21 protein-coding genes are annotated in these 22,984 nt (G+C 69.2%); 18 read left to right on the forward strand and 3 right to left on the reverse strand.

The window, feature by feature from the left end:
- Positions 1-64: 64 nt before the first annotated feature.
- The 8 genes from ACX938_RS03180 to ACX938_RS03215 all read left to right on the forward strand — a co-directional run bounded on the left by ACX938_RS03180 (position 65) and on the right by ACX938_RS03215 (position 10,628).
- Positions 65-397, forward strand: a complete 333-nt coding sequence (locus ACX938_RS03180) for an Hpt domain-containing protein (protein WP_459429956.1) — start codon at positions 65-67, stop codon at positions 395-397.
- Positions 394-2,388 (forward strand): cellulose biosynthesis cyclic di-GMP-binding regulatory protein BcsB, encoded by a 1,995-nt coding sequence (locus ACX938_RS03185; protein WP_459429957.1) that lies wholly within the window; start codon positions 394-396, stop codon positions 2,386-2,388. Before ACX938_RS03180 ends, ACX938_RS03185 begins: the two co-directional genes overlap by 4 nt.
- A gap of 4 nt (positions 2,389-2,392) precedes the next feature.
- On the forward strand, positions 2,393-4,282 hold the full coding sequence (locus ACX938_RS03190) for a glycosyltransferase family 2 protein (protein ID WP_232754900.1): 1,890 nt from the start codon (positions 2,393-2,395) through the stop codon (positions 4,280-4,282).
- Positions 4,279-5,694 carry a hypothetical protein gene (locus tag ACX938_RS03195; RefSeq protein ID WP_459429958.1) on the forward strand — a complete coding sequence of 472 codons (1,416 nt, stop codon included), beginning with the start codon at positions 4,279-4,281 and terminating at the stop codon, positions 5,692-5,694. Before ACX938_RS03190 ends, ACX938_RS03195 begins: the two co-directional genes overlap by 4 nt.
- Before the next feature lie 3 nt (positions 5,695-5,697).
- Complete coding sequence (locus ACX938_RS03200) at positions 5,698-6,639, forward strand: response regulator (RefSeq protein ID WP_459429959.1); 942 nt, start codon at positions 5,698-5,700, stop codon at positions 6,637-6,639.
- Positions 6,623-8,701, forward strand: coding sequence for an ATP-binding protein (locus tag ACX938_RS03205; RefSeq protein ID WP_459429960.1), 2,079 nt, complete (start codon positions 6,623-6,625; stop codon positions 8,699-8,701). The genes ACX938_RS03200 and ACX938_RS03205 overlap by 17 nt, the downstream gene beginning before the upstream one ends.
- Positions 8,679-9,044 carry a response regulator gene (locus ACX938_RS03210; RefSeq protein WP_459429961.1) on the forward strand — a complete coding sequence of 122 codons (366 nt, stop codon included), beginning with the start codon at positions 8,679-8,681 and terminating at the stop codon, positions 9,042-9,044. The genes ACX938_RS03205 and ACX938_RS03210 overlap by 23 nt, the downstream gene beginning before the upstream one ends.
- A gap of 477 nt (positions 9,045-9,521) precedes the next feature.
- Entirely contained in the window at positions 9,522-10,628 is a 1,107-nt protein-coding gene (locus ACX938_RS03215; RefSeq protein WP_459429962.1) for a TauD/TfdA family dioxygenase, read from the forward strand.
- Positions 10,629-10,913: 285 nt separating this feature from the next.
- Here the strand turns inward: ACX938_RS03215 and ACX938_RS03220 are convergent, their stop codons facing one another.
- A complete protein-coding gene (locus ACX938_RS03220; RefSeq protein ID WP_459429963.1) occupies positions 10,914-11,414 on the reverse strand; it encodes a toxin-activating lysine-acyltransferase in 501 nt (166 codons plus the stop codon).
- An 88-nt stretch (positions 11,415-11,502) separates the two neighbouring features.
- Between ACX938_RS03220 and ACX938_RS03225 the strand changes: the two genes are divergently transcribed.
- From ACX938_RS03225 to preA, 3 genes are all read left to right on the forward strand, one after another.
- Entirely contained in the window at positions 11,503-11,652 is a 150-nt protein-coding gene (locus tag ACX938_RS03225; protein WP_232754907.1) for a hypothetical protein, read from the forward strand.
- Positions 11,653-11,941: 289 nt separating this feature from the next.
- Positions 11,942-13,270: an NAD(P)-dependent oxidoreductase gene (locus ACX938_RS03230; protein WP_232754908.1), complete on the forward strand. Its 1,329-nt coding sequence runs from the start codon at positions 11,942-11,944 to the stop codon at positions 13,268-13,270.
- Positions 13,271-13,294: 24 nt separating this feature from the next.
- Entirely contained in the window at positions 13,295-14,602 is a 1,308-nt protein-coding gene (gene preA / locus ACX938_RS03235) for an NAD-dependent dihydropyrimidine dehydrogenase subunit PreA (protein ID WP_459429964.1), read from the forward strand.
- Between the two features lie 329 nt (positions 14,603-14,931).
- Here the strand turns inward: preA and ACX938_RS03240 are convergent, their stop codons facing one another.
- Complete coding sequence (locus tag ACX938_RS03240; protein WP_459429965.1) at positions 14,932-15,168, reverse strand: N-(5'-phosphoribosyl)anthranilate isomerase; 237 nt, start codon at positions 15,166-15,168, stop codon at positions 14,932-14,934.
- A gap of 36 nt (positions 15,169-15,204) precedes the next feature.
- On the reverse strand, positions 15,205-15,882 hold the full coding sequence (locus ACX938_RS03245) for a TetR family transcriptional regulator C-terminal domain-containing protein (protein ID WP_459429966.1): 678 nt from the start codon (positions 15,880-15,882) through the stop codon (positions 15,205-15,207).
- A 184-nt stretch (positions 15,883-16,066) separates the two neighbouring features.
- Here ACX938_RS03245 and ACX938_RS03250 point away from each other — a divergent pair, with 184 nt between their 5' ends.
- From ACX938_RS03250 to ACX938_RS03280, 7 genes are all read left to right on the forward strand, one after another.
- Positions 16,067-17,317: a Zn-dependent hydrolase gene (locus tag ACX938_RS03250; RefSeq protein WP_459429967.1), complete on the forward strand. Its 1,251-nt coding sequence runs from the start codon at positions 16,067-16,069 to the stop codon at positions 17,315-17,317.
- Positions 17,314-17,538 (forward strand): hypothetical protein, encoded by a 225-nt coding sequence (locus ACX938_RS03255; RefSeq protein ID WP_232754913.1) that lies wholly within the window; start codon positions 17,314-17,316, stop codon positions 17,536-17,538. The genes ACX938_RS03250 and ACX938_RS03255 overlap by 4 nt, the downstream gene beginning before the upstream one ends.
- Before the next feature lie 77 nt (positions 17,539-17,615).
- Positions 17,616-19,076: a dihydropyrimidinase gene (gene hydA, locus ACX938_RS03260; RefSeq protein ID WP_232754914.1), complete on the forward strand. Its 1,461-nt coding sequence runs from the start codon at positions 17,616-17,618 to the stop codon at positions 19,074-19,076.
- A gap of 45 nt (positions 19,077-19,121) precedes the next feature.
- Positions 19,122-19,904, forward strand: a complete 783-nt coding sequence (locus ACX938_RS03265) for an ABC transporter ATP-binding protein (RefSeq protein ID WP_232754915.1) — start codon at positions 19,122-19,124, stop codon at positions 19,902-19,904.
- The gene (locus tag ACX938_RS03270; protein ID WP_232754916.1) at positions 19,901-20,902 is read left to right on the forward strand and encodes an ABC transporter permease; all 1,002 of its coding nucleotides are present in this window, start codon (positions 19,901-19,903) and stop codon (positions 20,900-20,902) included. The genes ACX938_RS03265 and ACX938_RS03270 overlap by 4 nt, the downstream gene beginning before the upstream one ends.
- 103 nt (positions 20,903-21,005) lie before the next feature.
- The gene (locus ACX938_RS03275) at positions 21,006-21,851 is read left to right on the forward strand and encodes an ABC transporter permease (protein ID WP_459429968.1); all 846 of its coding nucleotides are present in this window, start codon (positions 21,006-21,008) and stop codon (positions 21,849-21,851) included.
- Between the two features lie 41 nt (positions 21,852-21,892).
- Complete coding sequence (locus ACX938_RS03280) at positions 21,893-22,894, forward strand: ABC transporter substrate-binding protein (protein WP_459429969.1); 1,002 nt, start codon at positions 21,893-21,895, stop codon at positions 22,892-22,894.
- The last annotated feature ends 90 nt before the right edge of the window (positions 22,895-22,984 follow it).

Here is a 22,984-nt window from a genome sequence, read left to right on the forward strand (position 1 = left end):
ACGGAACACAACTCGACGGAGAGCCGCCTTGGCGGCAGGTTCTGGACAAAAATGGAGAGCAGTCTTGGCTGATTATTCACAAAAGGTGCGTGACATACGCAGGCGGTTCCTCGAATCGCTCGACGCCCGGGTCGGGGACATCGACTCGGTGCTGCGCCAGGTGGAGACGGGCGCCCCCGGCGCGGCGGATGAGCTGCACCTCAGGTTGCATGACCTGAGCGGCAATGCCGCGATGCTGGGCTTCGACGGCATGGCGCGCGAGGCCCGCCGCGGTCTCGATGCGATCGACAACGGCTACGGCGAGGCGTCGGGCAACAGCCCCGAGGCCACGGCCATCGTGCGGTCCTCGATCGCGCGGATCAGGGAATTGAAGACAGAGGGCGAGACCTCGGAATGACACGACACGTCCCGATCGCGCTGGCGCTGGCGGCGCTGGCTCCCGGCTATCTGTGGGCGCAGGAGGCGGTCACGCCGGCCGTCGAGGTGCGCGCCCCCGCCGCGGAGGAGGGCGCCCCCGCCGAGGCCCCCGCCGGCGCGGTCCTGCGCGAGATCGACCTGGCCGAGATCGGCTTTGCCGCGGGCTTCGAGTTCGAACAGCTTTCGGGCAGCGCGGTGGCCTTCTTCCCGGTCGGCGCCGAGGAGGCGATCCGGGGCATGACCCTGACCCTGCGGCTGCGCCACGGTGAGGCCATGCCGGTCGAGCGCCACCTGAAGCTGCGGATCAACGACCGGGTCGTGCATGTCGAGCGCCTGGACGCAGGCCGCGAGGCGCTCGAGGTCAGCCTGCCGGTGCCGCCCGAAGCGGCGCAGGGCGGCTTCGTGAAGCTCGGGCTTGAATACGCCGGGGCCAGCTCCGACAACATCTGCATCGACGAACGCGCCTCGGGCGACTTCCTGACCGTGCTGCCGGAGTCGGCGCTGGCGCTGCAGCTCGACCGCGCGGCGCTCGACACCGTGGACCGGGTGGCGCAGGTCATGCCGCCCTTGAAGGTGCTCGAGGCCGGGGCGGACAGCGATCCCGCCCGCGCGCTGCCCTTCGCGCTGCGCGCCGCGGCGCTGTTTGATGCCGAATACGGGTTGCTGCAGGCCGGGCAGGGCGGCCTGCCCGCGGGCGAGACCTGGGAGGCCGTGACCCTGGGGCTCAACGGCCGGCCCGACACCGCCGAGACCGGCACCGTGTCGCTGGGCGCGGGCCCCGCGCCGAGCCTGGAGTTCGGCGGCGCGGAGCCGGGCCTGGGCCTGGCGCTGGCCACCAGTCGCTGGCGTGCGCTTGGCGGCGGCACCATCGCCGCCCAGGCGGTGAGCCCGGACATCGGCGGAGACGACGACAGGGTGAGCTTTGCCACCCTGGGCGCGCCCGAGCTGCGCCAGGACGTGGTGGGCAGCTCGACCTTCGAGTTTTCGGTGCCCGCCGATGCCTTCGCGCCGGGGCGCCTGCCCTCGGAGGTGGAGCTGCTGATCGGCGCGGCGCGTTCGGTCAACGGGCGGGGCGTGACCGTCTCGGCCTATCTCAACAACACGCTTCTCGGCAGCCGGCCGCTCGACAGCGACGTGCCGGTCTGGATGGATTTCCCGATCCCCGAGGGGCTCGTGGGCCGCGACAACCTGATGACCGTGGTGGTCCAGCGCCAGACCGAGGGCGGCAACTGCCTCTTTGCGCCGCAGGGCTACCCGGTGCAGATCCTGCCGCAGAGCCGCTTCGTCACCGCCGAGGCCCCCGCGCCCGAAAGCGACTTCTTCCTGATGCGCCAGGCCTTCGGCCAGGGCGCCGACGTGATCCTGGGCGAAGGCGAGACGCTTCAAGGCTTCCTGCCCTGGCTCCTGCCGGTGGCGGGCGCGCTGCTGCCCGACAGCGCCGAGGTGCGGCTGGCAAGCAGCCTCGAGGCATCGCTGCCCGAGGAGGGCGCGGAAGAGACCGCGACCCCGCGGCCCTTCCTCTATATCGGTGCCGAGGCGCCCGAGGGCAGCGACCCGGGCCTGCGCTTCGACCGCGGCCGGGTGGAGCTGCGCGACAGCGCCGGAGAGGTGATCTTTGCCGGTGCAGCGCTCGACGAGGTGGGGCTCGTCCAGATCGTCGAGGCCGAGGGCCGGCCGGGCGTCTGGCTGCGCCCCGGGCGCGGCCCCGCGCCGAGCCCGAGCCAGGCGCAGCCGCTGCTGCTCGACCGGGGCGATCTGGCCTTCCTGGACGGAGAGGGGCTGGCGCTCGCCGCCTCGACCGCGCGCAATGATCTTGTCGAGGTGCGCTACCCCGACCGCATGGACCTCTGGCAGGTGGCGGCGAAATACCGCCCCTGGATCGTCGGCGCGCTCTGGCTGGCGCTGACCCTGGTCATCATCCGCGTGCTGAGCGGCATCTACCGCCGGTCGCGCGGCACCCAAGAGGGCTGATCCCATGGCACTCGACGTCGACAGCATGGCAATCGGCGAGCTTCTGCTCGACCGGGGCCTGCTGTCGGCGGCCCAGCTCGACGAGGCGGTGGCCCTGGCCGAGGAGTGGAACGTCGGGCTGATTGACGTCCTGCAAAGCCGCCGCTGGCTGAAGCCCGGTGAGCTCTACCGCCAGCTCGGCTATTACTACGACCTGCCGCAGATCGACCTGATCGCCGATCCGCCCGACCGCGCGCTGATCCGCGCCCAGGACGTGGGCGCCATGACCGATGCGCTGACCGTGCCGGTCAGGCGCACGCCCGAAGGCGCGCTTCTGGTGGCCACGGCGCGGCCCGGTCCCAGCACGCTTCTGCACATCCTCGACACCTATCCCGGCCAGGTCGAGATCGCGGTCGCCCCGCAGCTCGACATCTCGCTGGCGCTGCAGAAGGCCTTCCGCGAGGAGCAATCCCGCCAGGCGGTCTTCGGGCTCGCCGACACCGACCCGGTGATGTCGGCGAAAAGCGTCATCACCCCGCCGCAGATCGTGGTGCTCTACCTGCTCGGCAGCCTGTTCCTGGCCGGCATGGCGACGGCGCCGGTGACCACGCTGATCGTGCTGAACCTCTTCATGACGGTCTTCTACACCGGCAACTTCCTGTTCAAGGCGGTGCTGGTCTGGGTCGGCGGCGAGGTGCAGGAACGTTCCTCCCGCGCCATCGCGGCGGAAGCGGCGGCCATGCGCGACGACGACCTGCCGGTCTACACCGTGCTGGTGCCGATGTTCCGCGAGCCCGAGGTGCTGCCGATCCTGACCGCCGCGCTGCGCAAGCTCGACTACCCGCTGGCCAAGCTCGACATCAAGATCGTCCTCGAGGAGACCGACGACGAGACCATCGCCGCCGCGCGGGCGCTGGAACTGGAGGGCGTCTTCGAGATCGTCGAGGTGCCGCAGTCGCACCCCCAGACCAAGCCGAAGGCCTGCAACTACGCGCTGCAATATGCCCGCGGCGATTTCCTGGTGATCTACGACGCCGAGGACAAACCCGAGCCCGACCAGCTCAAGAAGGTGCTCGCCGCCTTCCGCCAGCGCCCCGAGAACACCGCCTGCATCCAGTGCCGGTTGAACTACTACAACGCCCGCGAGAACTGGCTGACGCGGATGTTCACGCTGGATTATTCGCTCTGGTTCGACCTGATGCTGCCCGGGCTGGAATACCTGGGCGTGCCGATCCCGCTGGGCGGCACCTCGAACCACTTCCGCATGGACGTGTTGCGCGAGCTGAACGCCTGGGATCCCTTCAACGTGACCGAGGACGCCGACCTCGGCATCCGGCTCACCCAGAAGGGCTACCGCGTCGGGGTGATCGACAGCACCACCTTCGAAGAGGCCAACGTCTCGATCCCGAACTGGATCCGCCAGCGCTCGCGCTGGATCAAGGGTTACATGCAGACCTTCCTGGTGCACACCCGCCGCCCGGTGCACCTGGTGCGCAGCGTCGGCCTGGCCGGGGTGATCGGCTTCGTCTTCTTCATTGGCGGCACCTTCCTTTCGGGTCTGTTGAACCCGATCTTCTGGGGCGTCTTCATCGTCTGGATGCTCTTCGGAGCGGCGCTGATCGAGCCCTTCTTCCCGCCGATCCTTCTGTATCTGTCGCTGTTGAACCTGCTCGCGGGCAACAGCCTGTTGATCTACCTGACCATGGTCGCGCCCTTCCGGCGGCGCTGGACCGACCTGGCGCCCTGGGGCGTCAGCGTGGTTGGCTACTGGGTGCTGATGACCATCGCCTCCTACAAGGCGCTGAAACAGCTGATCAGCAATCCCTTCTACTGGGAGAAGACGCAGCACGGGCTTTCCAAGCACACCGCGGACGAGCTTGACGCCGCCAAGTCGGAAAGCGAGGCCCTGGCATGACCGCGCTGACCCGCGCCGCGACGGTGTTGATCCCGCTTTTCGCGCTCCTGCTGGTGCCGCTTGCCTGGGTCGAGGCGCAGGGCTTCCTCTCGGGCGCGGTGATCGACATGTGGGCCAAGGCCATCGTCCAGATCGAGGGGCCGGGCGTCTTCCGCGCCAGCGATGCCTTCTACCCGCCCTTGCCCTTCTCGGTGGCGCTGATCCTGCAGATGATCGCCCCCGAGGCGGATGTGGCGCTGCCGCTCCTGATCGGGGCGGCGGCGGCGGCGCTGCTGCTCTACACCTGGTATCTGAACCTGCGCGAGCGCGGCGCCTACGACCGGGGCTCGGCGGGGCTGCTGGTGGTGCTCCTGGCGCTCAACCCCTTCTTCCTGCGCGCCCTGGCCGAGGGGCCAAGCGCGGTGCTCCTGCTTCTGGGCTTCTGGATCTACGCGCGGGGGCTTCTGAACCTGCGGCTGAACGGGGCGGCGCCCGACATGATGAAGGTCGCGGTGGGGCTGCTGATCCTGCCGCTGTCGCATGCCTACGGGATGCTCCTGGCGCTGGGGACGCTGCCCTTCATCGTGCTGGCCGCGCGGCCGAGCATGCTGGCGGCCTCGTCTTTCGGCTACCTCATGTCGATGTTCTTCCCGGTGGTTGCGGCCATCGGCTCGCTGCTCTTCGTGAACGCCGTGCTGAAGACCGAGTTCATCTCGGCCCAGGTGGTTCAGGGCGGCGCGGGGCCCGAGGCCTGGGCGCTGTTGCCGACGCTCTGCGGGCTCCTGGTCGCGGGGCTGGCGCTTCTGCGGCTGATGTGGCGGGCCCGGCTGGCGCTGCCGATCCTCGCAGGGGCGGGCAGCCTTCTGGGCGGGGCCTGGCTCAACGCGCAATACGGCTTCGAGGGCGATGCCGCCGTCGTCGCCCTGCCGAGCCTGGGTCTTGCGGTGGTGGCGATCCGCGCCTGGCCGCCGGGGCGCTTCCGGGTGCCCATGGTGGTGCTGGGGCTTCTCGCCTCGGTGCCGCTGGCGCTCTTCTCGATGCAGGCCGCGGGCGGGCCCGGCACCCGCGCGCTTCTCGACATCGCGCGCGGCGAAAGGGTGACAGGCCCCCATGCCGCCGACGCGGAACTGGCCGAATTTCTTGACAACCGCAGCGGGATTCTCGCCGATGTAGAGCGCAACCCCGGATTGGTGGCCGCGCTCGGAGACGTCGAGGGTTTCCTGGTCGCGGGCCAGCCGGCATATGACATCACCGTGCTGGGCGGGCGCCCGCGCGGACAGTATATCGCGGTGCGGCTCCCCGAGGCGGGCGAGATCCCGAGGGACCGTTTGCTCCGGGCCTATCCGCAACTTGAAAAGGGGGCTCCGCCGCCGTTCCGACTGCGCTATGACCGCGGCGGCTGGCGGGTGTTTGAGATCGTGGGACAGGATTGACGCATGGCTAGAAAGATCGTCGCCGTTGACGATTCCGACATCGCGAGAGAGCTGATCGTCGCCACCCTGGCGGACTTCGGCTACGACACGGTCGAGACCTTCTCGGACAGCCGGGCCGCGCTCGAGGCGCTCTCGGCCCAGCCCGAGACCGCCGACCTGGTGCTGCTCGATATCATGATGCCCGAGATGGACGGGATCGAGCTCTGCGCCCGGTTGCGGCAGCTCGCGGCCTGGCGCGACGTGCCGATCGTCATGCTGACCAGCCGCACCGACAAGGCGGCGCTGTCGCGGGCCTTCATGGCCGGGGCCAACGACTACCTGATGAAACCCTTCGACCGGGTGGAGTTCCAGGCCCGGCTGAAGGCGCAGCTGCGGCTCAAGGCCGAGCTCGACCGCCGCAAGACGCCCGCCGCGCCGGGCGCCGGGGCGCGCGGGGCCGAGCCGCGGCGCAAGCGGGTGCCGGGTCTCCTGGGCGACCAGAACACGCTTCTCGACGCGCTGACCACGGTGGACCAGAGCGAACGGCTGAGCGTCTTCACCCTGACCATCAACGCGCTTTCGGCCAATGCGGCGGATTTCTCCGAGGCCGAGCAGGAGGCGCTGATCGGCGCGGTCTCGCGCAGCCTCGCCGCGGCGCCAATGCCCGCGGGCGACCTCCTGGTGCGCTGGGAGGGCGAGTGTTTCTGCGGCGCGGCCCTGGGGCGCAGCCCCGGCGAGGTGCTCGAGATGGTCGAGGCCCTGGCCGACCGCGCCGAGGCCGTGCTTGCCGCCATGCCCGAGGCGCTGAAGGGCGCCGAGCCATCGGTGCGCGGCGCGCTGGCCGACAGCGCGGGCAGCCTCGGCCCCTCCGAGGTGCTGGGCAATGCCTTCCGGGCGCTCGAAGCCGGCGAGGCCCCGGCGCGGGGCCGCATCCACCTCGCGAGCCGCCATGGCCCGTCTCATTGATCCGCAGTTCTTCGTAGAGGTCGGCGGCGTCGCCTATGCCGCCCTCCGGCGCTCGCGTCGGATGTTCCTGGGCGGCGCGCTCCTGACGGTGGGGACGGTGCTCTTCGTGGGGCTGGTGGTCTATGTCGACTACCAGCGCACGCTCGACAGCGGGCGGGCGCGGCTCGCGCATGTGGCGACGCTTTTCAACCAGACCTTCGCCTCCTCGATGGAACTGGCGAGCGCGCAGATCTCGGGCGTGGCGGGGGAGCTGGCCCGCGCGCCGATCGGCAGCCCCGAGGACGTCGAGGCGCAATTCGGCGGCCGGCTGCGCGCCATCGCCGCCAGTTCCGAGCAGATCGACGAGATGCTGATCGCCGACCCCGAGGGCCGGGTGGTCTGGGCCAGCACCGCGCCGCTCATCGGCGTCGACGTGGGCGACCGGGCCTATTTCCGCGACGCCACCGCGCTGCCCGCCGGGCGGCACACGCTGGGGGTGCCGATCACCGCGCGCACGCTCGACACCCAGGTGACGCCGGTCGCCTGGCCGATCCGCTCGCCCGACGGCGGGCTGCGCGGGGTCATCGCCTCCTCGCTCGACGCGGCTTACTTCGAGGCGCTCCTGGCGCGCACGCGGCTCGACCCCGAGATGCTGGTCGAGATCGTCTCGGCGCAGGGGCCCATCGCCTTCTCCTCGGCCGGGCCCGAGACCGCCCCCGAGGGCGCGGCGCTGATCGAAAGCCAGCGCGGGATCCCGGGATCGGACCTTTCGACCCGGGTCGCGGTGCCGCGCGGCGAGGCGCTCGAGGGCTTCTGGCTGCGCTCGGTGTCCTTCGCGGCCATCGCGCTGTCGCTTTACGCCTGTGCGCTCGCCGCCGCCTTCATCGCCGAGAAACGCGCCGTGGCCCTGGCCCGCGCGCTGGCGCGGCTCCGCGACGAGGCCGCCCGCGCGGTGGCCGCCGGCAACCAGTTCCAGGCGATCTTCCAGAACGTCGACGACGGCATCGTGGTCTTCGACGAGGCCGGCGCCGTGGCCAATGCGAACCGCCGCGCGCGGGAACTTCTGGGCGTCAGGAACGCCGAGGCCGCCGTGGCGCTGGTCAAGCCGCACCGACCGGGCCAGGACGCGGGCCAAGCCTCGGGCCAGAACGCGGGCCAGACCGCGGGCCAGGGCCGCAAGCGCACCACCGTGGCGCTCTCGCGCCGGGTCGAGGGCCAGACGCGCGAGCTGCGCTGCCGCATCAGCCATGTCGGCAACGTCGAGGGCGACGCCTATTACTGCGTCCTGAGCGATGTCACCGCCGAGGAGCGGCTGGCGCGCACGCGGGGCCGTTTCGTGCAGTCGATCAACCACGAGCTGCGCACGCCGCTGACCGCCATGGCGGGCTCGCTCGACCTCTTCCTGACCCGCTTCGGCGGCGAGCTGGCCCCGAGCGGGCGCAAGCTGGTGGAGCTCTCCAAGGGCAATGCCGACCGGATGCTGATGCTGGTCGACGACATCCTGACGCTGCAGGCCATCGACCAGAACCAGCTGGTGATTGAGCCCGCCCCGACCCGCGCGACCGAGATCGTCACCGATGTGGCCGCCGCGCTCGCGGGCTACGCCGAGAACTTCAGCGTCACCCTGCGCGTCGAGCCCGGTGCCGAGGGACGGCTGATCTCCGTCGACCGCCGGCGGGTGCAGCAGGCGCTGGTCAATCTTGTGACCAATGCCATCAAGTATTCCCCGCCGGGCGGCGAGGTGGTGCTGGGCGCCAGCGCCCGGCAGGGCGGCGCGCTGGCGCTCTGGGTGCGCGACCAGGGGCCGGGCATTCCAGACCACGCCCGCGCCGCAATCTTCGAGCGCTTCGCCCGGCCCGCCCATGCCCCCGGCGTGCAGGTCACCGGCACCGGTCTGGGCCTGGCCATCGCCCGCGAGCTGGTCGAGCGGCAGGGCGGGGCGGTCGAACTTGACACCCGCCACGCCGAGGACGGCGCATCGACCGAGACCCAGGGCTCCACCTTCCGGCTGGTCTTTCCCGCCGCCGCGCCGGACACCCCCGAGATTGACGAGGCACGCCATGAAGATCCTGTTGGTCGATAACGAACGCGACATCATCTCGCTCGTTGAGATCGCGCTCGAGATCGAGGACGACATCGAGCTGACCACCGCCACCTCAGGCCGCGAGGGGCTGGCGCTGATAGAGGCGCAGCGCTTCGACGGGTTCCTCTTCGATCTGATGATGCCGAAGCCCGACGGCCACGACCTGCTGGCGGGCGTGCGGGCCTCGGAGCTGAACGCCGACCGCCCGGTGATCATCTGCACCGCCAAGTCCGAGGCCCATGCCTCGGCCGAGCTGCAGGCGGCGGGGGCGACGAAGATCCTGCCCAAGCCCTTCGACCCGCGCCGGCTGGCCGATGTGATCCGCTCGGTGGTGGCGGGCTGAGGTCGGGGCCGGGCCGAAGAGGGGCGGGCAGGGCGGTTGCCTCTCCCGGATTCGGTGAGGCGCGCGGCGACTCGCCGTGAGGCGCCCCGGCTGCCCCGGAGGTGGCTGATTTTCTGAGAAAATCACGCACGCCCCGCCGCCGCGCGATGCGGGGCCGGCGCACCGCGCACCGCCGTCTCACCCCGCGCCATGCGCAACCCGTGGCGCCGTGTCCGTCGTTCGCACCCCGCGCCATAAGCGATCCGCAACGCCGTGCGACCTCGCCGCTCCCCGCAGCCCCGCCGCGTTTGGTTGCAGCCGCCCCGGCGCCTGTGCTCTATTTGCGCCGGACGAGAAACGACCACGCGATTTGCCATGTGCACCGTTTTGGGAAGATGTCCGGGCCATCCGCATGCGAAGGCCCACGAGTGGTGGCCGCCCCCGCGCGCGGCCCGTCTTCACGCGCCCTGAACGCACTCACAGACAAATGGACAAATCATGCAACCGACTCTCACCACCGGGGCCGAGGGCCTCGACCTCGTCTGGCCTGACGGCACCGCGGGCTTTTTCCCCTACATCTGGCTGCGCGACACCGATCCCGCGGGCTTCCACCCGCAGACCGGCGAACGTGCCTTTGATCTGACGAGCGTGCCGCTCGACGTGGCGCCCGAGAGCGCCGAGCTGGCGCCCGACGCGCTGGTCCTGACCTGGCCCGGCCAGGAGGCGCCGAGCCGCTTCGACCTCGACTGGATCAAGGCCCATCGCCCCGGCCAGCGCCGCGCAGACCCCGCCGATCTCGCGCCGGTGATCTGGCGCCGCGACCTTGGTGCCGCGGGCATCCCGCGGATCTCCGCGGAGGAGGTGCTGACCACCGAGCAGGGGCTGGCCCACTGGCTGGCCGAGACCAAGCGCTACGGGCTCTCGATCGTGACGGGCCTCGCCGACACCACCGAGGCGGGCATGGATGTCGCCCGCCGCGTCGGCTTCCTGCGCGAGACCAACTTCGGGCGCACCTTCGAGGTCGTCTCCAAGCCCGATCCGAACAACCTGGCCTATACCTCGGACGCGCTGCCGCTGCACACCGATCTGACCAACCAGGAGCTGCCCCCGGGCTACCAGTTCCTGCATTGCCTGGCGAATGAGGCCGAGGGCGGCGGCTCGGTCTTCTGCGACGGCCGCGCCGTGGCCGAGGACCTCAAGGCTGAAGATCCCGAGGCCTTCGAGGTATTGAGCACCGTCACCGTGCCCTTCCGCTTCCACGACGCGGAGACCGACATCCGGGGCCGCAAGACGGTGATCACGCTCGATGCCCGTGGCGAGGTCTCGGAGATCTGCTTCAACGCGCATCTCGCGGACATCCTCGACCTCGATCCCAAGAACATGGCGCCCTTCTACCGCGCCTACCGCCGCTTCATGGAGCTGACCCGCGACCCGGCCTATTCGGTCTCGCTGAAGCTCTCGGGCGGGGAGATGGTGGTCTTCGACAACCGCCGGGTGTTGCACGGCCGCGAAGCCTTCGACCCGGGCACCGGCTTCCGCCACCTGCACGGCTGCTACGTCGATCGCGGCGAATGGGACAGCCGGCTGCGGGTCTTGTCGCGGTAAGGTTTTGGTTCGTCCCTTTGATCGGGGTTTTGCGCTCCGGCGGCGGGGATGCGTCGCCGGGGTGAGAAGGATCGGCCCGGCCTGGCGGCCGGGCCGACCCGTGCGAGGGGGCCGCCCTCGCGCTCCCGGAGTATTTTGGGCCCGGTCAGGCCTGTATTGGGCTGCGCTTTTTCGGCGGGCTCTGTGCGGGGGATGCTGGCCGTGGGAGCCGTGGGAGGCAGAAGGGCGGCGCCAGGTCTTCGGGGCTTGGGGCGTTCCTGGGCGTCTGTGTCGGGCGGCGGGCCGTCAGGCGGGCGTGGCGTCGCGGGCGGGGGGCAGTTTGCGCAGGAGGCGCACGCCTTCGCGGGTGAAGGCCACGACGCGGCGCTCGCCGCCGGGCGAGGGGCGCAGGACATGCACCCGGGCATCGCCGGCGAAAAGCGGGCCGCGGATGTCGCGCAGGACCGGTTTCAGCGCCGGGCCCTCGGCGATGATGCTCAGAAGCCAGAGATCCGGTCCCGAGGTCCAGGCGGCGAGGTTCGGCAGGCGGCCGTTCTCGAGGTATTCCTCGGTCATCTCGGCGTCGAGCCGGGCCCAGATCAGCGCGGCGGCGGGGCGGCCTCGGCCGTCGGCATAGAGCCGGAACTGCCCGCTCATCATCGCGCCGTGCAGGATCGAGATCGCGTGATCGAGCCTGTGACGGCCGAAGCTTTCCGTGGTGGCCGCCAGAAGCGCCAGCTGACCGAGGGTCCGGTCGTAGTCCGCGAGCGAGCCCCGCGGATCCGGGGAAAGCGCCGTGAGCGACATGGGTGAAGTTCAAAAGACTTTGTTTTGCGGCCATTCTAGGCCAAACTGCCCGCGCGATCCATGTTCAGAAGTAAGGGGGGATACTTTCATGTCTGACAGCACATCGCGCAGCGAGGCCTACCTGGAAATTCTCAACAAACCTTTGGCCTTTCCATTTCCCAAGAAGGAAGCCCGGATCGAGACCGGGCTGACGGCGGAACAGCGGTCCGAGCTTCTCGGAATGACCGGTCGCGCCTGAGGGCGGCCGGCCAGGTGACCCGGGCGGGCATCTGCCCTGCACGGCGGTGATGGTGACGGGCGGGCCTTGGGCCCGCCTTTTTTGTTTCCGGGCGGGGTGTTGGCGGGGGTTTGCCTCTGTCCCGGGCGGGGCTGTGAGAGGGAGATACGGCCAGCGCCTCTTTTCCGGGCAGCACGGTCTTCCGCGGCGGGGTGTGAGGCGGAAAATGCCCCGGGATAAAATTTACCGTTTGATAAAAAAATAATCCGTGCCAAGCTTCCCGAAAAAGAGACCAACAGGAGGGAACACCATGGCCGACCCGTTGACACCGGGCATCACCGCCGGCCGTCTGCCGGCCGCGGCGCTTGCGGAGAACTTTGCCGATCTGCACGCGCCGCTCGATCCGCACGAGGCGTCCGTCGCCGCGGATCGCTGCTATTTCTGCTACGACGCGCCCTGCGTCACCGCCTGCCCGACGGAGATCGACATCCCGCTCTTCATCCGGCAGATCGCCACCGGCCAGGCCGAGGCGGCGGGGCGGACGATCTTCGACCAGAACGTCCTGGGCGGCATGTGCGCCCGGGTCTGCCCGACCGAGGATCTCTGCGAGGGCGCCTGCGTCCGCGAGATCGCCGAGGGCAAGCCGGTGGAGATCGGCCGGCTGCAGCGCCACGCCACCGATGCGCTCATGGCGCGGCAGAGCCACCCCTATGCGCGGGCGGCCGAGACCGGCAAGCGCGTGGCCGTGGTCGGCGCGGGCCCGGCGGGCCTCGCTTGTGCGCATCGCCTGGCGATGAAGGGCCACGACGTGGTGGTCTATGAGGCCCGCGAGAAGCCGGGCGGGCTCAACGAGTTCGGCATCGCCGCCTACAAGTCGGTCGAGGATTTCGCCCAGCGCGAGGTCGCCTGGCTGGTCCAGGTGGGCGGCATCACGCTGGACTACGGCAAGGCGCTTGGCCGGGAGATCACGCTCGACGGGCTGAAGGCCGAATATGACGCGGTCTTCCTGGGGCTGGGGCTGGGCGATGTGAACGCGCTTGGCATTCCCGGCGACGATCGCGACGGGGTCGAGGACGCGGTGCGCTTCATTGCCGATCTGCGCCAGGCCTCGGATCTCGCGAGCCTGCCTGTGGGCCGCAACGTGGTGGTGATCGGCGGCGGCATGACCGCCATCGACGCCGCGGTGCAGTCGAAGCTTCTGGGCGCCGAGACCGTGACCATCGCCTATCGCCGGTCGCAGGACCGCATGGGCGCCTCGGAGTTCGAACAGGACCTGGCGACCTCGAAGGGGGTGCGCATCCTCTGCAACGTCCAGCCCAAGGCGGTGCATGGCAACGGCGCGGCGGTGGAGCTCGAGCTCGAATATACCGCCGATGACGGCAGCGGGCTGAAGGGCACCGGCGAGAGCCTGCGCCTGCAGGCCGACCAGGTCTTCCGCGCCATCGGCCAGACGTTGGTGCCGGTTGCGGGACTCGAGATGGAGGGCCGCAAGATCCGCGTCACCGGCGCGGGCCGCACCTCGGAGGCGGGCATCTGGGCCGGCGGCGACTGCACGCCGGGCGAGGACTTGACCGTGGTCGCCGTCGCCGAGGGGCGCGACGCGGCCGAGGACATTCACAGCGCGCTGAGCGGCGCCTGAGCCAGGACAAGGGAGATCAGCGACATGGCCAATCTCGAAACCGATTTCGTGGGCATCAAGAGCCCGAACCCCTTCTGGCTCGCCTCCGCGCCGCCGACCGACAAGGAGTACAACGTTCGCCGCGCCTTCGAGGCCGGCTGGGGCGGGGTGGTCTGGAAGACGCTCGGCGCCGAGGGCCCGCCGGTGGTCAACGTCAACGGGCCGCGCTACGGCGCGATCTACGGCGCCGACCGGCGGCTCCTGGGGCTGAACAACATCGAGCTCATCACCGACCGGCCGCTCGAGGTGAACCTCGAGGAGATGGCGCGGGTCAAGGCGGATTACCCCGACCGGGCGCTGATCGCTTCGATCATGGTGCCCTGCGAGGAGGCCGCCTGGAAGGCGATCCTGCCGCGGGTTGCGGAGACCGGCGCCGACGGGATCGAGCTGAACTTCGGCTGCCCGCACGGCATGTCCGAGCGCGGCATGGGCTCGGCCGTGGGCCAGGTGCCGGAATACATCGAGATGGTCACCCGGTGGTGCAAGCAGTACTACGACCGGCCGGTGATCGTGAAGCTCACGCCCAATATCACCGATGTGCGCAAGCCCGCGGCGGCGGCCCGGAACGGCGGGGCGGACGCGGTGTCGCTGATCAACACGATCAACTCGATCACCTCGGTCGACCTCGACCTGATGGCGCCGCAGCCGACGATCGACGGCAAGGGCAGCCACGGCGGCTATTGCGGGCCGGCGGTGAAGCCCATCGCGCTCTCGATGGTCTCGGAGATCGCGCGGGACCCGGCGACGCATGGCATGCCGATCTCGGGCATCGGCGGGGTGACCACCTGGCGCGACGCGGCGGAGTTCCTTTCGCTGGGCGCGGGCAACGTGCAGGTCTGCACCGCGGCCATGACCTACGGCTTCCGCATCGTCGAAGAGATGGCGCGCGGGCTCTCGGCCTGGATGGACGAGAAGGGCTACAGCTCGGTCTCCGAGGTGGTCGGCCGCGCGGTGCCCAATGTCACCGACTGGCAGTATCTGAACCTCAACTACGTGACCAAGGCACGCATCGACCAGGAGGCCTGCATCCAGTGCGGGCGCTGCTACGCGGCCTGCGAGGACACCTCGCACCAGGCGATCGCGATGAAGGAAGGCCGGGTCTTCGAGGTGATCGACGAGGAATGCGTGGCCTGCAACCTCTGCGTGGACGTCTGCCCGGTGGAGGATTGCATCACCATGGTCGAGATGGCGCCCGGGGCGGTGGATCCGCGGACCGGCAAGACGGTCGAGAAGGAATACGCCAACTGGACGACGCATCCGAACAACCCCGCGGCGGTGGCTGCGGCGGAGTGAGCGATGAGGGCCGGCGCGGCGGTGGTCGCGCCGGTTTTTTTTGGCTGGGGTTTGGTGGTGCGTTGGGTGTGGGTTTTGATTGGGCTGCGGTGATCGGCTCTACCCCGCACTTGTGGATTTTTGCTTGGGCGCGCACGCATCTTCGCGCCCTTAAGTCGAGAAAATTAGATAATTTTCTCGACCACGATGTTAGATAACATCGTGGTCTATTCAGCTGGGCAGAGGAAGACGGGCCCCGTCCGGATCGCAATCTGCCTTGCCTGAGCCCTGACCTATAGCCTGCCACCCCAGGACCGCGCACGCCCCGGGCCAACCATCCCTCTCACCCCTCACACATGCAGCTTCACCTTCCCGCTGTTGCAGATCACGATGAACTGCCCGCCGCATTCCACGAGGTGAAATCCCCGCATCCGCACCTCGCGCAAAAACGCCTCCCGCCCGATCATCCGCTGCACGTCCCGGACCGAGCGGCGCACCACGCCGCCCTTGGCGACCGCCTTGGCGCCAAACAATTGCGCCAGCCATTGGTCCCGCGTGGGATGCGCGCTGATACGGGGCATGTCCATGCCCGCGATCCTGCCGCGCGCAGGGTGAATATTGCGTTAAGCCTTGGGCGTCGCCGGGGGCGCAGTCACATCGGGCGGCGTCAGCATCTGGCGGAACATCGCGTCCACATGCGTCGTGGCGGTGGTCCAGCGCGGCCGCTCCTCGGGCATCAGCACCGCGATCTGCGCCTCGAAGTCGGCGTAATGCTGGGTCACCGCCCAGATCGTCATCAGGAGGTGCTCGGGCGCCACCGGCGCGATCCGGCCGGCCTCGATCCACTGGCGGATCAGCGCGCATTTCTCCTCGAACAGGGGCTTCAGCCCGCGCTCGAGATGCGGGCCCATGCGCGGCGCGCCCTGCAGCACCTCGTTGGCGAAGAGCCGGCTCTGGCGCGGCATGGTGCGGCTCATCTCGAGCTTCTTGTGCACATAGCCCATCAGCGCCTCGAGCGGCGGATCATCCGCCCCGAGCGCGCGCAGCGGCGCCACCCAGCTTTCCATCAGCGCGTTCAGAAGCGCCACGTGGATCGCCGCCTTGCTGTCGAAGTAATACAGCATGTTGGGCTTCGACATCTCCGCCCGCGCGGCGATCTGGTCGAGCGTCGCGCCGCGGAACCCCTCGGCCGCGAAGACGTCGAGCGCGGCATCGAGGATGCGCTTGCGGTTCTTCTCCTGGATCCGGCTGCGGCGCTTGCCGGAGCGGGCAGGGATCGGGGCAGTCCCGTCTTCGGCCATAGGCGTCGTCCCGTCGATGCCTTACTGTGCAGCAAGGGGGTGGTTTTCGCGATGATCCGGCGCTTGGGGACGACGCTCGCTTGACAGGGGCGCGACCCGTTGCAATCGTGACTTGACCAAATGGTAAAAAACCGACGCGAGAAAGGTCAAGAAGGCCGCGCGCGACAAAAGACAGGGATGTGACATGGCAGCACCGGGAGAGAACCTCCGCATCGACGGGGATCGGCTCTGGGAGAGCATAATGGAGATGGCCAAGATCGGCCCCGGGGTCGCGGGCGGCAACAACCGCCAGACCGTGACCGACGAGGACGGCGAGGGGCGCGCGCTCTTCCAGTCCTGGTGCGAGTCCGCGGGCTGTTCCATGGGGCTCGACCAGATGGGCAACATGTTCGCCCGCCGCGAAGGCACCGACCCCGAGGCCCTGCCGGTCTATGTCGGCAGCCACCTCGACACCCAGCCGACGGGGGGCAAATACGACGGTGTCCTGGGGGTGCTCGGCGGGCTCGAGATCCTGCGCACGCTCAATGACCTGGGCATCAAGACCCGCCACCCGATCGTGGTCACGAATTTTACCAACGAAGAGGGCACCCGCTTCGCCCCGGCAATGCTCTCCTCGGGCGTCTTCGCGGGCGTCCACAGCCAGGACTGGGCCTACGAGCGCGAGGATGCCCAGGGCAAGCGCTTCGGCGACGAGCTCAAGCGCATCGGCTGGCGCGGCGAGGAAGAGGTCGGCCAGCGCAAGATGCATGCCTTCTTCGAGCTGCACATCGAACAGGGCCCGATCCTCGAGGCGGAGGGCAAGGACATCGGCGTGGTCACCCACGGCCAGGGCCTCTCCTGGACCCAGGTCACCGTGACCGGCAAGGAGAGCCACACCGGCTCCACGCCCATGCCAATGCGCAAGAACGCCGGGCTCTGCATGGCGCGCATCCTCGACAAGGTCGACGAGATCGCCTGGTCGCACAAACCCCATGCGGTGGGCGCCGCGGGCCATATCGACATCTACCCCAACTCGCGCAACGTGATTCCCGGCAAGGCGGTCTTCACCGTCGACTTCCGCTCGCCCGACCTGTCGGTGATCGAGGACATGGAACAGCGCCTGCGCGACGAGGGCGGCCAGATCGCCAAGGACATGGGCCTCGAGATCGCCTTCGAGAAGGTCGGCGGCTTCGACCCGGTCGAGTTCGACAAGACCTGCGTGACCGCGGTGCGCGACGCCGCGGAACGGCTCGGCTACTCGCACCAGGACATCATCTCGGGCGCGGGCCATGACGCCTGCTGGATCAACCAGGTCGCGCCCACGGCGATGATCATGTGCCCCTGCGTCGACGGGCTGTCGCACAACGAGGCCGAGGAGATCACCAAGGACTGGGCGCGCGCCGGGGCCGATGTGCTCATGCATGCGGTGGTCGAAACCGCGGGGATCGTCGAGTGAGACCCGCGCTCATCCTCCTCCTTGCCCTTGGCGCCGCGGCCTGCGGACGCGGCGGGGTGGGGGATGCGCTGCGGGTGCTGCCCGACGGCACCGCGATCCTGAACGACACCAGCGACGCCCAGCTCATCGTCGACGCGCGGGGCTGCCAGAGCGTCGTGCCCGCCAGCGGCGGCCCGGCCGAGCCGGTCACCGACGCCGACGGCAACCAGGTCTGCGCCTGAGCCCGCCTCCGGGCCGCGCGCGCCGAAGATCAACGACCGGGGCCACCCCGGCAGACAAGACAACAGGGAGTATTCACATGACCAAGGTCATCAAGAACGGCACGATCGTCACCGCCGACCGCACCTGGAAGGCCGACATCCTCATCGAGGGCGAGACGATCAAGCAGATCGGCGAGGACCTGAAGGGCGACGAGGTGATCGACGCCGAAGGCGCCTATGTCATCCCCGGCGGCATCGACCCGCATACCCACATGGAGATGCCCTTCATGGGCACCACCGCCGCCGAGACCTTCGAGACCGGCACCTGGGCGGCGGCCTGCGGCGGCACCACCATGACCGTGGACTTCGTGCTGCCCGGCGCCGACGGGTCGATCAAGAACGCGATCAACGAATGGCACCGCAAGTCGGCGCCGCAAATCTGTTCCGACATCGGCTACCACGTCGCGGTGACCGGCTGGAACGAGACCATCTTCAACGAGATGAAGGACGCCGTCGACATGGGCGTCAATTCCTTCAAGCACTTCATGGCCTACAAGGGCGCGCTGATGATCGAGGACGACGAGATGTTCGCCTCCTTCAAGCGCTGCAAGGAACTGGGCGCGCTGCCCATGGTGCACGCCGAGAACGGCGATCTGGTGGCCGACATGCAGCAGCAGATGCTCGAGCAGGGTATCACCGGCCCCGAGGGCCACGCCTATTCGCGCCCGCCCGAGTTCGAGGGCGAGGCCGCCAACCGCGCGATCACCATCGCCGATGCCGCGGGCGTGCCGCTTTATATCGTGCATGTCTCCTGCGAGCAGGCGCATGAAGCCATCCGCCGCGCCCGCCAGAAGGGCATGCGGGTCTACGGCGAGCCGCTGGCGCAGTTCCTGACCCTCGACGAGAGCGAGTATTTCAACAAGGACTGGGACCACGCCGCGCGCCGGGTGATGTCGCCGCCCTTCCGCAACAAGGAACACCAGGACAGCCTCTGGGCGGGTCTCCAGGCCGGCAGCCTGCAGGTTGTGGCCACCGACCACGCCGCCTTCTCGACCGAGCAGAAGCGCATGGGCGTCGGCGATTTCACCAAGATCCCCAACGGCTCGAACGGCCTCGAGGAGCGCCTCGCGGTGCTCTGGACCTTCGGGGTCGAGACCGGCCGTCTGACCATGAACGAGTTCGTCGCGGTGACCTCCTCGAACGTGGCGAAGATCCTCAACATCTACCCCAAGAAAGGCGCGATCGTCGAAGGCGCGGATGCCGACCTGGTGGTCTGGGACCCGAAGATCACCAAGACCATCTCGGCCTCGAACCACCATTCGATCCTCGATTACAACGTCTTCGAGGGTTTCGAGGTGAAGGCCCAGCCGCGCTACACGCTGAGCCGCGGCGAGGTGATCTGGGCCTGGGGGCAGAACTCCCAGCCGCAGCCCGGACGGGGCCGCTTCGTGCCGCGCCCGGCCTTCCCCTCGGCGCATGAGGCGCTGTCGAAGTGGAAGGCGCTGACCGCGCCCAAGCAGATCCACCGCGATCCGATGAACATTCCGGCGGGCGTCTGAGCCCGCCCCAGCCCCTCACGCAGCCAGTCCCGGAGGACCAGCCCTGTGACAGCCAGTCCCGTGATCCGTGCCAAGGGTCTCAATCTCACCTTCCAGACCAATGACGGTCCGGTCCATGCGCTGAAGGATGTCGACCTCGACGTCTCGAAGGGCGAATTCGTCTCTTTCATCGGGCCTTCGGGCTGCGGCAAGACCACCTTCCTGCGCTGCGTCGCGGGGCTGGAGACCCCGACCGGCGGCGAGCTGAGCGTCGACGGCATGAGCCCCGAGGAGGCCCGCAAGGCGCGCGCCTACGGCTATGTCTTCCAGGCCGCCGGGCTCTATCCCTGGCGGACGATCGGCGGCAACATCCGCCTACCGCTAGAGATCATGGGCTACTCCCGTGAGGAAAAGGCCGAGCGCGTCAAGAACACCCTCGAACTCGTTGATCTTGCAGGCTTCGAGAAGAAGTTTCCCTGGCAGCTCTCGGGGGGCATGCAGCAGCGCGCCTCGATCGCCCGGGCGCTGAGCTTCGACGCGCCGATCCTGTTGATGGACGAGCCTTTCGGGGCGCTCGACGAGATCGTGCGCGACCGTCTCAACGAAGAGCTCCTGGCGCTTTGGGCGCGGACCGAGAAGACCATGCTCTTCGTCACCCATTCGATCCCCGAGGCGGTCTATCTCTCGACCAAGATCGTGGTGATGAGCCCGCGTCCGGGGCGGATCTCGGACGTGATCGAGAGCCCGCTGCCGCGCGAGCGGCCGCTCGACATCCGCGACAGCCGCGAGTTCATCGAGGTCGCCCACCGGGTCCGCGAGGGCCTGCGGGCGGGGATGGAAGCGGCATGAGTGACACCGCTCCCATCGCCGCCCAGGGGGCGGGCGTCGGCCGGTCGGGGCGGGTGGCGCTCTGGGCCCGGTCGCTTGGCGGCGGGCTGGCGCCGGTCCTGACCGTGGTCGCGGCGCTGGTCGCGCTTTGGTATCTCGCCTGCATCCCGATGAACGCCTCGCAATCGGTGCTCGACGCGAGCCGCGCGGGCATCGAGGTCACCCCGGCCTCGCCGAGCGACCGGCGCGGCATGTCGGGCACGGCGCTGGCCTTGCAGAACCCCGGGGTGGCGCTGTCGAACGCCTATGTGCAGGACCGCCCGAAGCTGCCCGCGCCGCACCAGGTGGCGGCCGAGCTCTGGACCGGGCTTGCGGGCGCGGCGCCGACCTCGCCGCGCAGCCTGATCTACCACGGCTGGGTGACGCTTTCGGCGACCGGCCTCGGCTTCGCCATCGGCACGGTCATGGGCATTCTTCTCGCCGTGGGCATCGTGCACAGCCGGGTCATGGACATGAGCGTCATGCCCTGGGCGATCATCTCGCAGACCATCCCGATCATCGCCATCGCGCCGATGATCATCGTGGTGCTCTACTCGGTGGGAATCCAGGGGCTCGTGCCCAAGGCGATCATCTCGGCCTATCTGTCCTTCTTCCCGGTGGTGGTCGGCATGGTGAAGGGGCTGCGCTCGCCCGACGCCATGCAGATCGACCTCCTGCGGACCTATGGGGCAAGCCGGGGCGAGATGTTCTGGAAGCTGCGGCTGCCGTCCTCGATGCCCTACCTCTTCGCCTCGCTGAAGATCGGCTTCGCTGCCTCGCTGGTGGGCGCCATCGTCGGCGAGCTGCCGACCGGGGCGACCGCGGGCCTGGGCGCGCGGCTCCTGGCGGGCAGCTACTACGGGCAGACCATCCAGATCTGGTCGGCGCTCTTTGCCGCGGCGATCCTGGCGGCGCTCTCGGTCGGCGTGATCGGCGCGCTCGAGCGCGGGCTGCTGGCCCGGATGGGGATGCGGCGATGAGCGGCGCCATGACAACCCCGCGCGGCCTTCTCGGGGCTGGCGCTTCGGCGCGCCGCCCGGGCCGCAAGACAGACCGAATGACCGCATCGAAGGAGGGCAGGGCATGGCATTGGTGATCGCGGCGCTTGTCCTCTGGGCGATTGGCTGGACGCTCAACGCACGGCTGGCCAACGGGCCGCAGGCCGGGCTGCCCCTGGTGCAACTGGCGGTGCCGGTGATCTTCGGCCTGACGCTCATCGCCATGTGGGAGCTGATCGTCCGCGGCCTGTCGGTGCCCGGGGTGATCCTGCCCGCGCCGACGGTGATCGCGGCGACCTTCGCGGCCCAGGCCGGCACCCTCTGGCAGGACTTCGTGCAGACCTTCGTGAAAGGCGCGCTCTCGGGCTTCCTGATCGGCTGCGCGGCGGCCTTCGCGGTGGCGATCCTGGCCGACCGGACCGAGTTCCTGCGCCGGGGTATCCTGCCGGTGGGCAACTTCATGGCGGCCCTGCCGATCGTCGGCACCGCGCCGATCCTGGTGATGTGGTTCGGCTTCGACTGGCATTCCAAGGCCGCGGTCGTGGTGGTCATGGTCTTCTTCCCGATGCTGGTGAACACCGTCGCGGGGCTGGCCGACACCGGCCCCATGCAGCGCGACCTGATGCGCACCTACGGGGCGAGCTACCTGCAGACCCTGGTGAAGCTGCGGCTGCCCGCGGCCATGCCCTTCATCTTCAACGGCTTGAAGATTTCCACGACACTGGCGCTGATCGGTGCCATCGTTGCCGAGTTTTTCGGCTCCCCGATCCGCGGGGTCGGCTTCCGCATCTCCACATCGGTCGGGCAGCTTGCGCTCGACATGGTCTGGGCCGAGATTGTGGTCGCCGCGCTCGCGGGCACGCTCTTCTACGGCGCGGTCGCCGCGCTCGAGAAACGGGTCACGTTCTGGCACCCGTCGCACCGGCGCTAAAGACGCCGGGCGGAAGACAGGACCGACATGGAGGTAACGCAATGAAAACGAAACTGATTGGTGCGGCCCTGGCCTTCGGCCTCGCGGCACCCATGGCCCAGGCCCAGGACCTCGACGAGGTGACCCTGCAGCTCAAGTGGGTCACCCAGGCGCAGTTCGCCGGCTATTACGTCGCCGAGGCGCAGGGCTTCTACGAGGAAGAGGGCCTCGACGTGACGATCAAGCCGGGCGGCCCGGACATCGCGCCCGAGCAGGTGATCGCCGGCGGCGGCGCCGATGTCATCGTGACCTGGATGGCCGCGGGCCTCGCCGCGCGCGAGCGCGGTGTGCCGCTGGTCAACATCGCCCAGCCCTTCGCCACCGGCGGGCTGCAGCTCACCTGCCTCAAGGAGACCGGCGTCGAGAGCCCCGAGGACTTCCCCGGCCGCACCCTGGGCGTCTGGTTCTTCGGCAACGAATATCCCTTCTACGCCTGGATGGCGCAGCTCGGCGTCGACACCGACGGTGCCGACGAGGACGGGGTGACGGTCCTGAAGCAGGCCTTCAACGTCGATCCGCTCCTTCAGGGGCAGGCGGACTGCATCTCGACCATGACCTACAACGAATACGGCCAGGTGCTGGACGCGGGCTATACCGCCGATGACCTGGTGAACTTCAACTACCTCGAGGAAGGCGTCGGCATGCTCGAGGACGGGCTCTACGTCATGGAAGAGAACCTCGAGGACGAGGCCTTCCAGGACAAGATGGTCCGCTTCGTGCGCGCCTCGATGAAAGGCTGGAAATACGCCGAGGAGAACCCCGAGGACGCCGCGCAGATCGTCGTCGACAACGACATGACCGGCGCGCAGACCATCGACCACCAGGTCTACATGATGGGCGAGGTCGCCAAGCTGACCGCGGGTTCGAACGGCGCGCTGCGCGAAGAGGACTACCGGCAGACGGTGGACACGCTGCTCTCGGCGGTCTCCGAGGACAACCCGGCGATCACCGAGGAGCCCGAGGGCGCCTGGACCCATGCGATCACCGACCAGGCGTTGAACTGAGCGCCCGGGCCTGACAAGGGCTGATCTTCGCCGCCGCCGGGTTCGCCCCGGCGGCGGTTTTCGTTGACGAAGGGGTGAACGGCGCGCGGC

The organism is Roseivivax sp., from assembly GCF_054552075.1.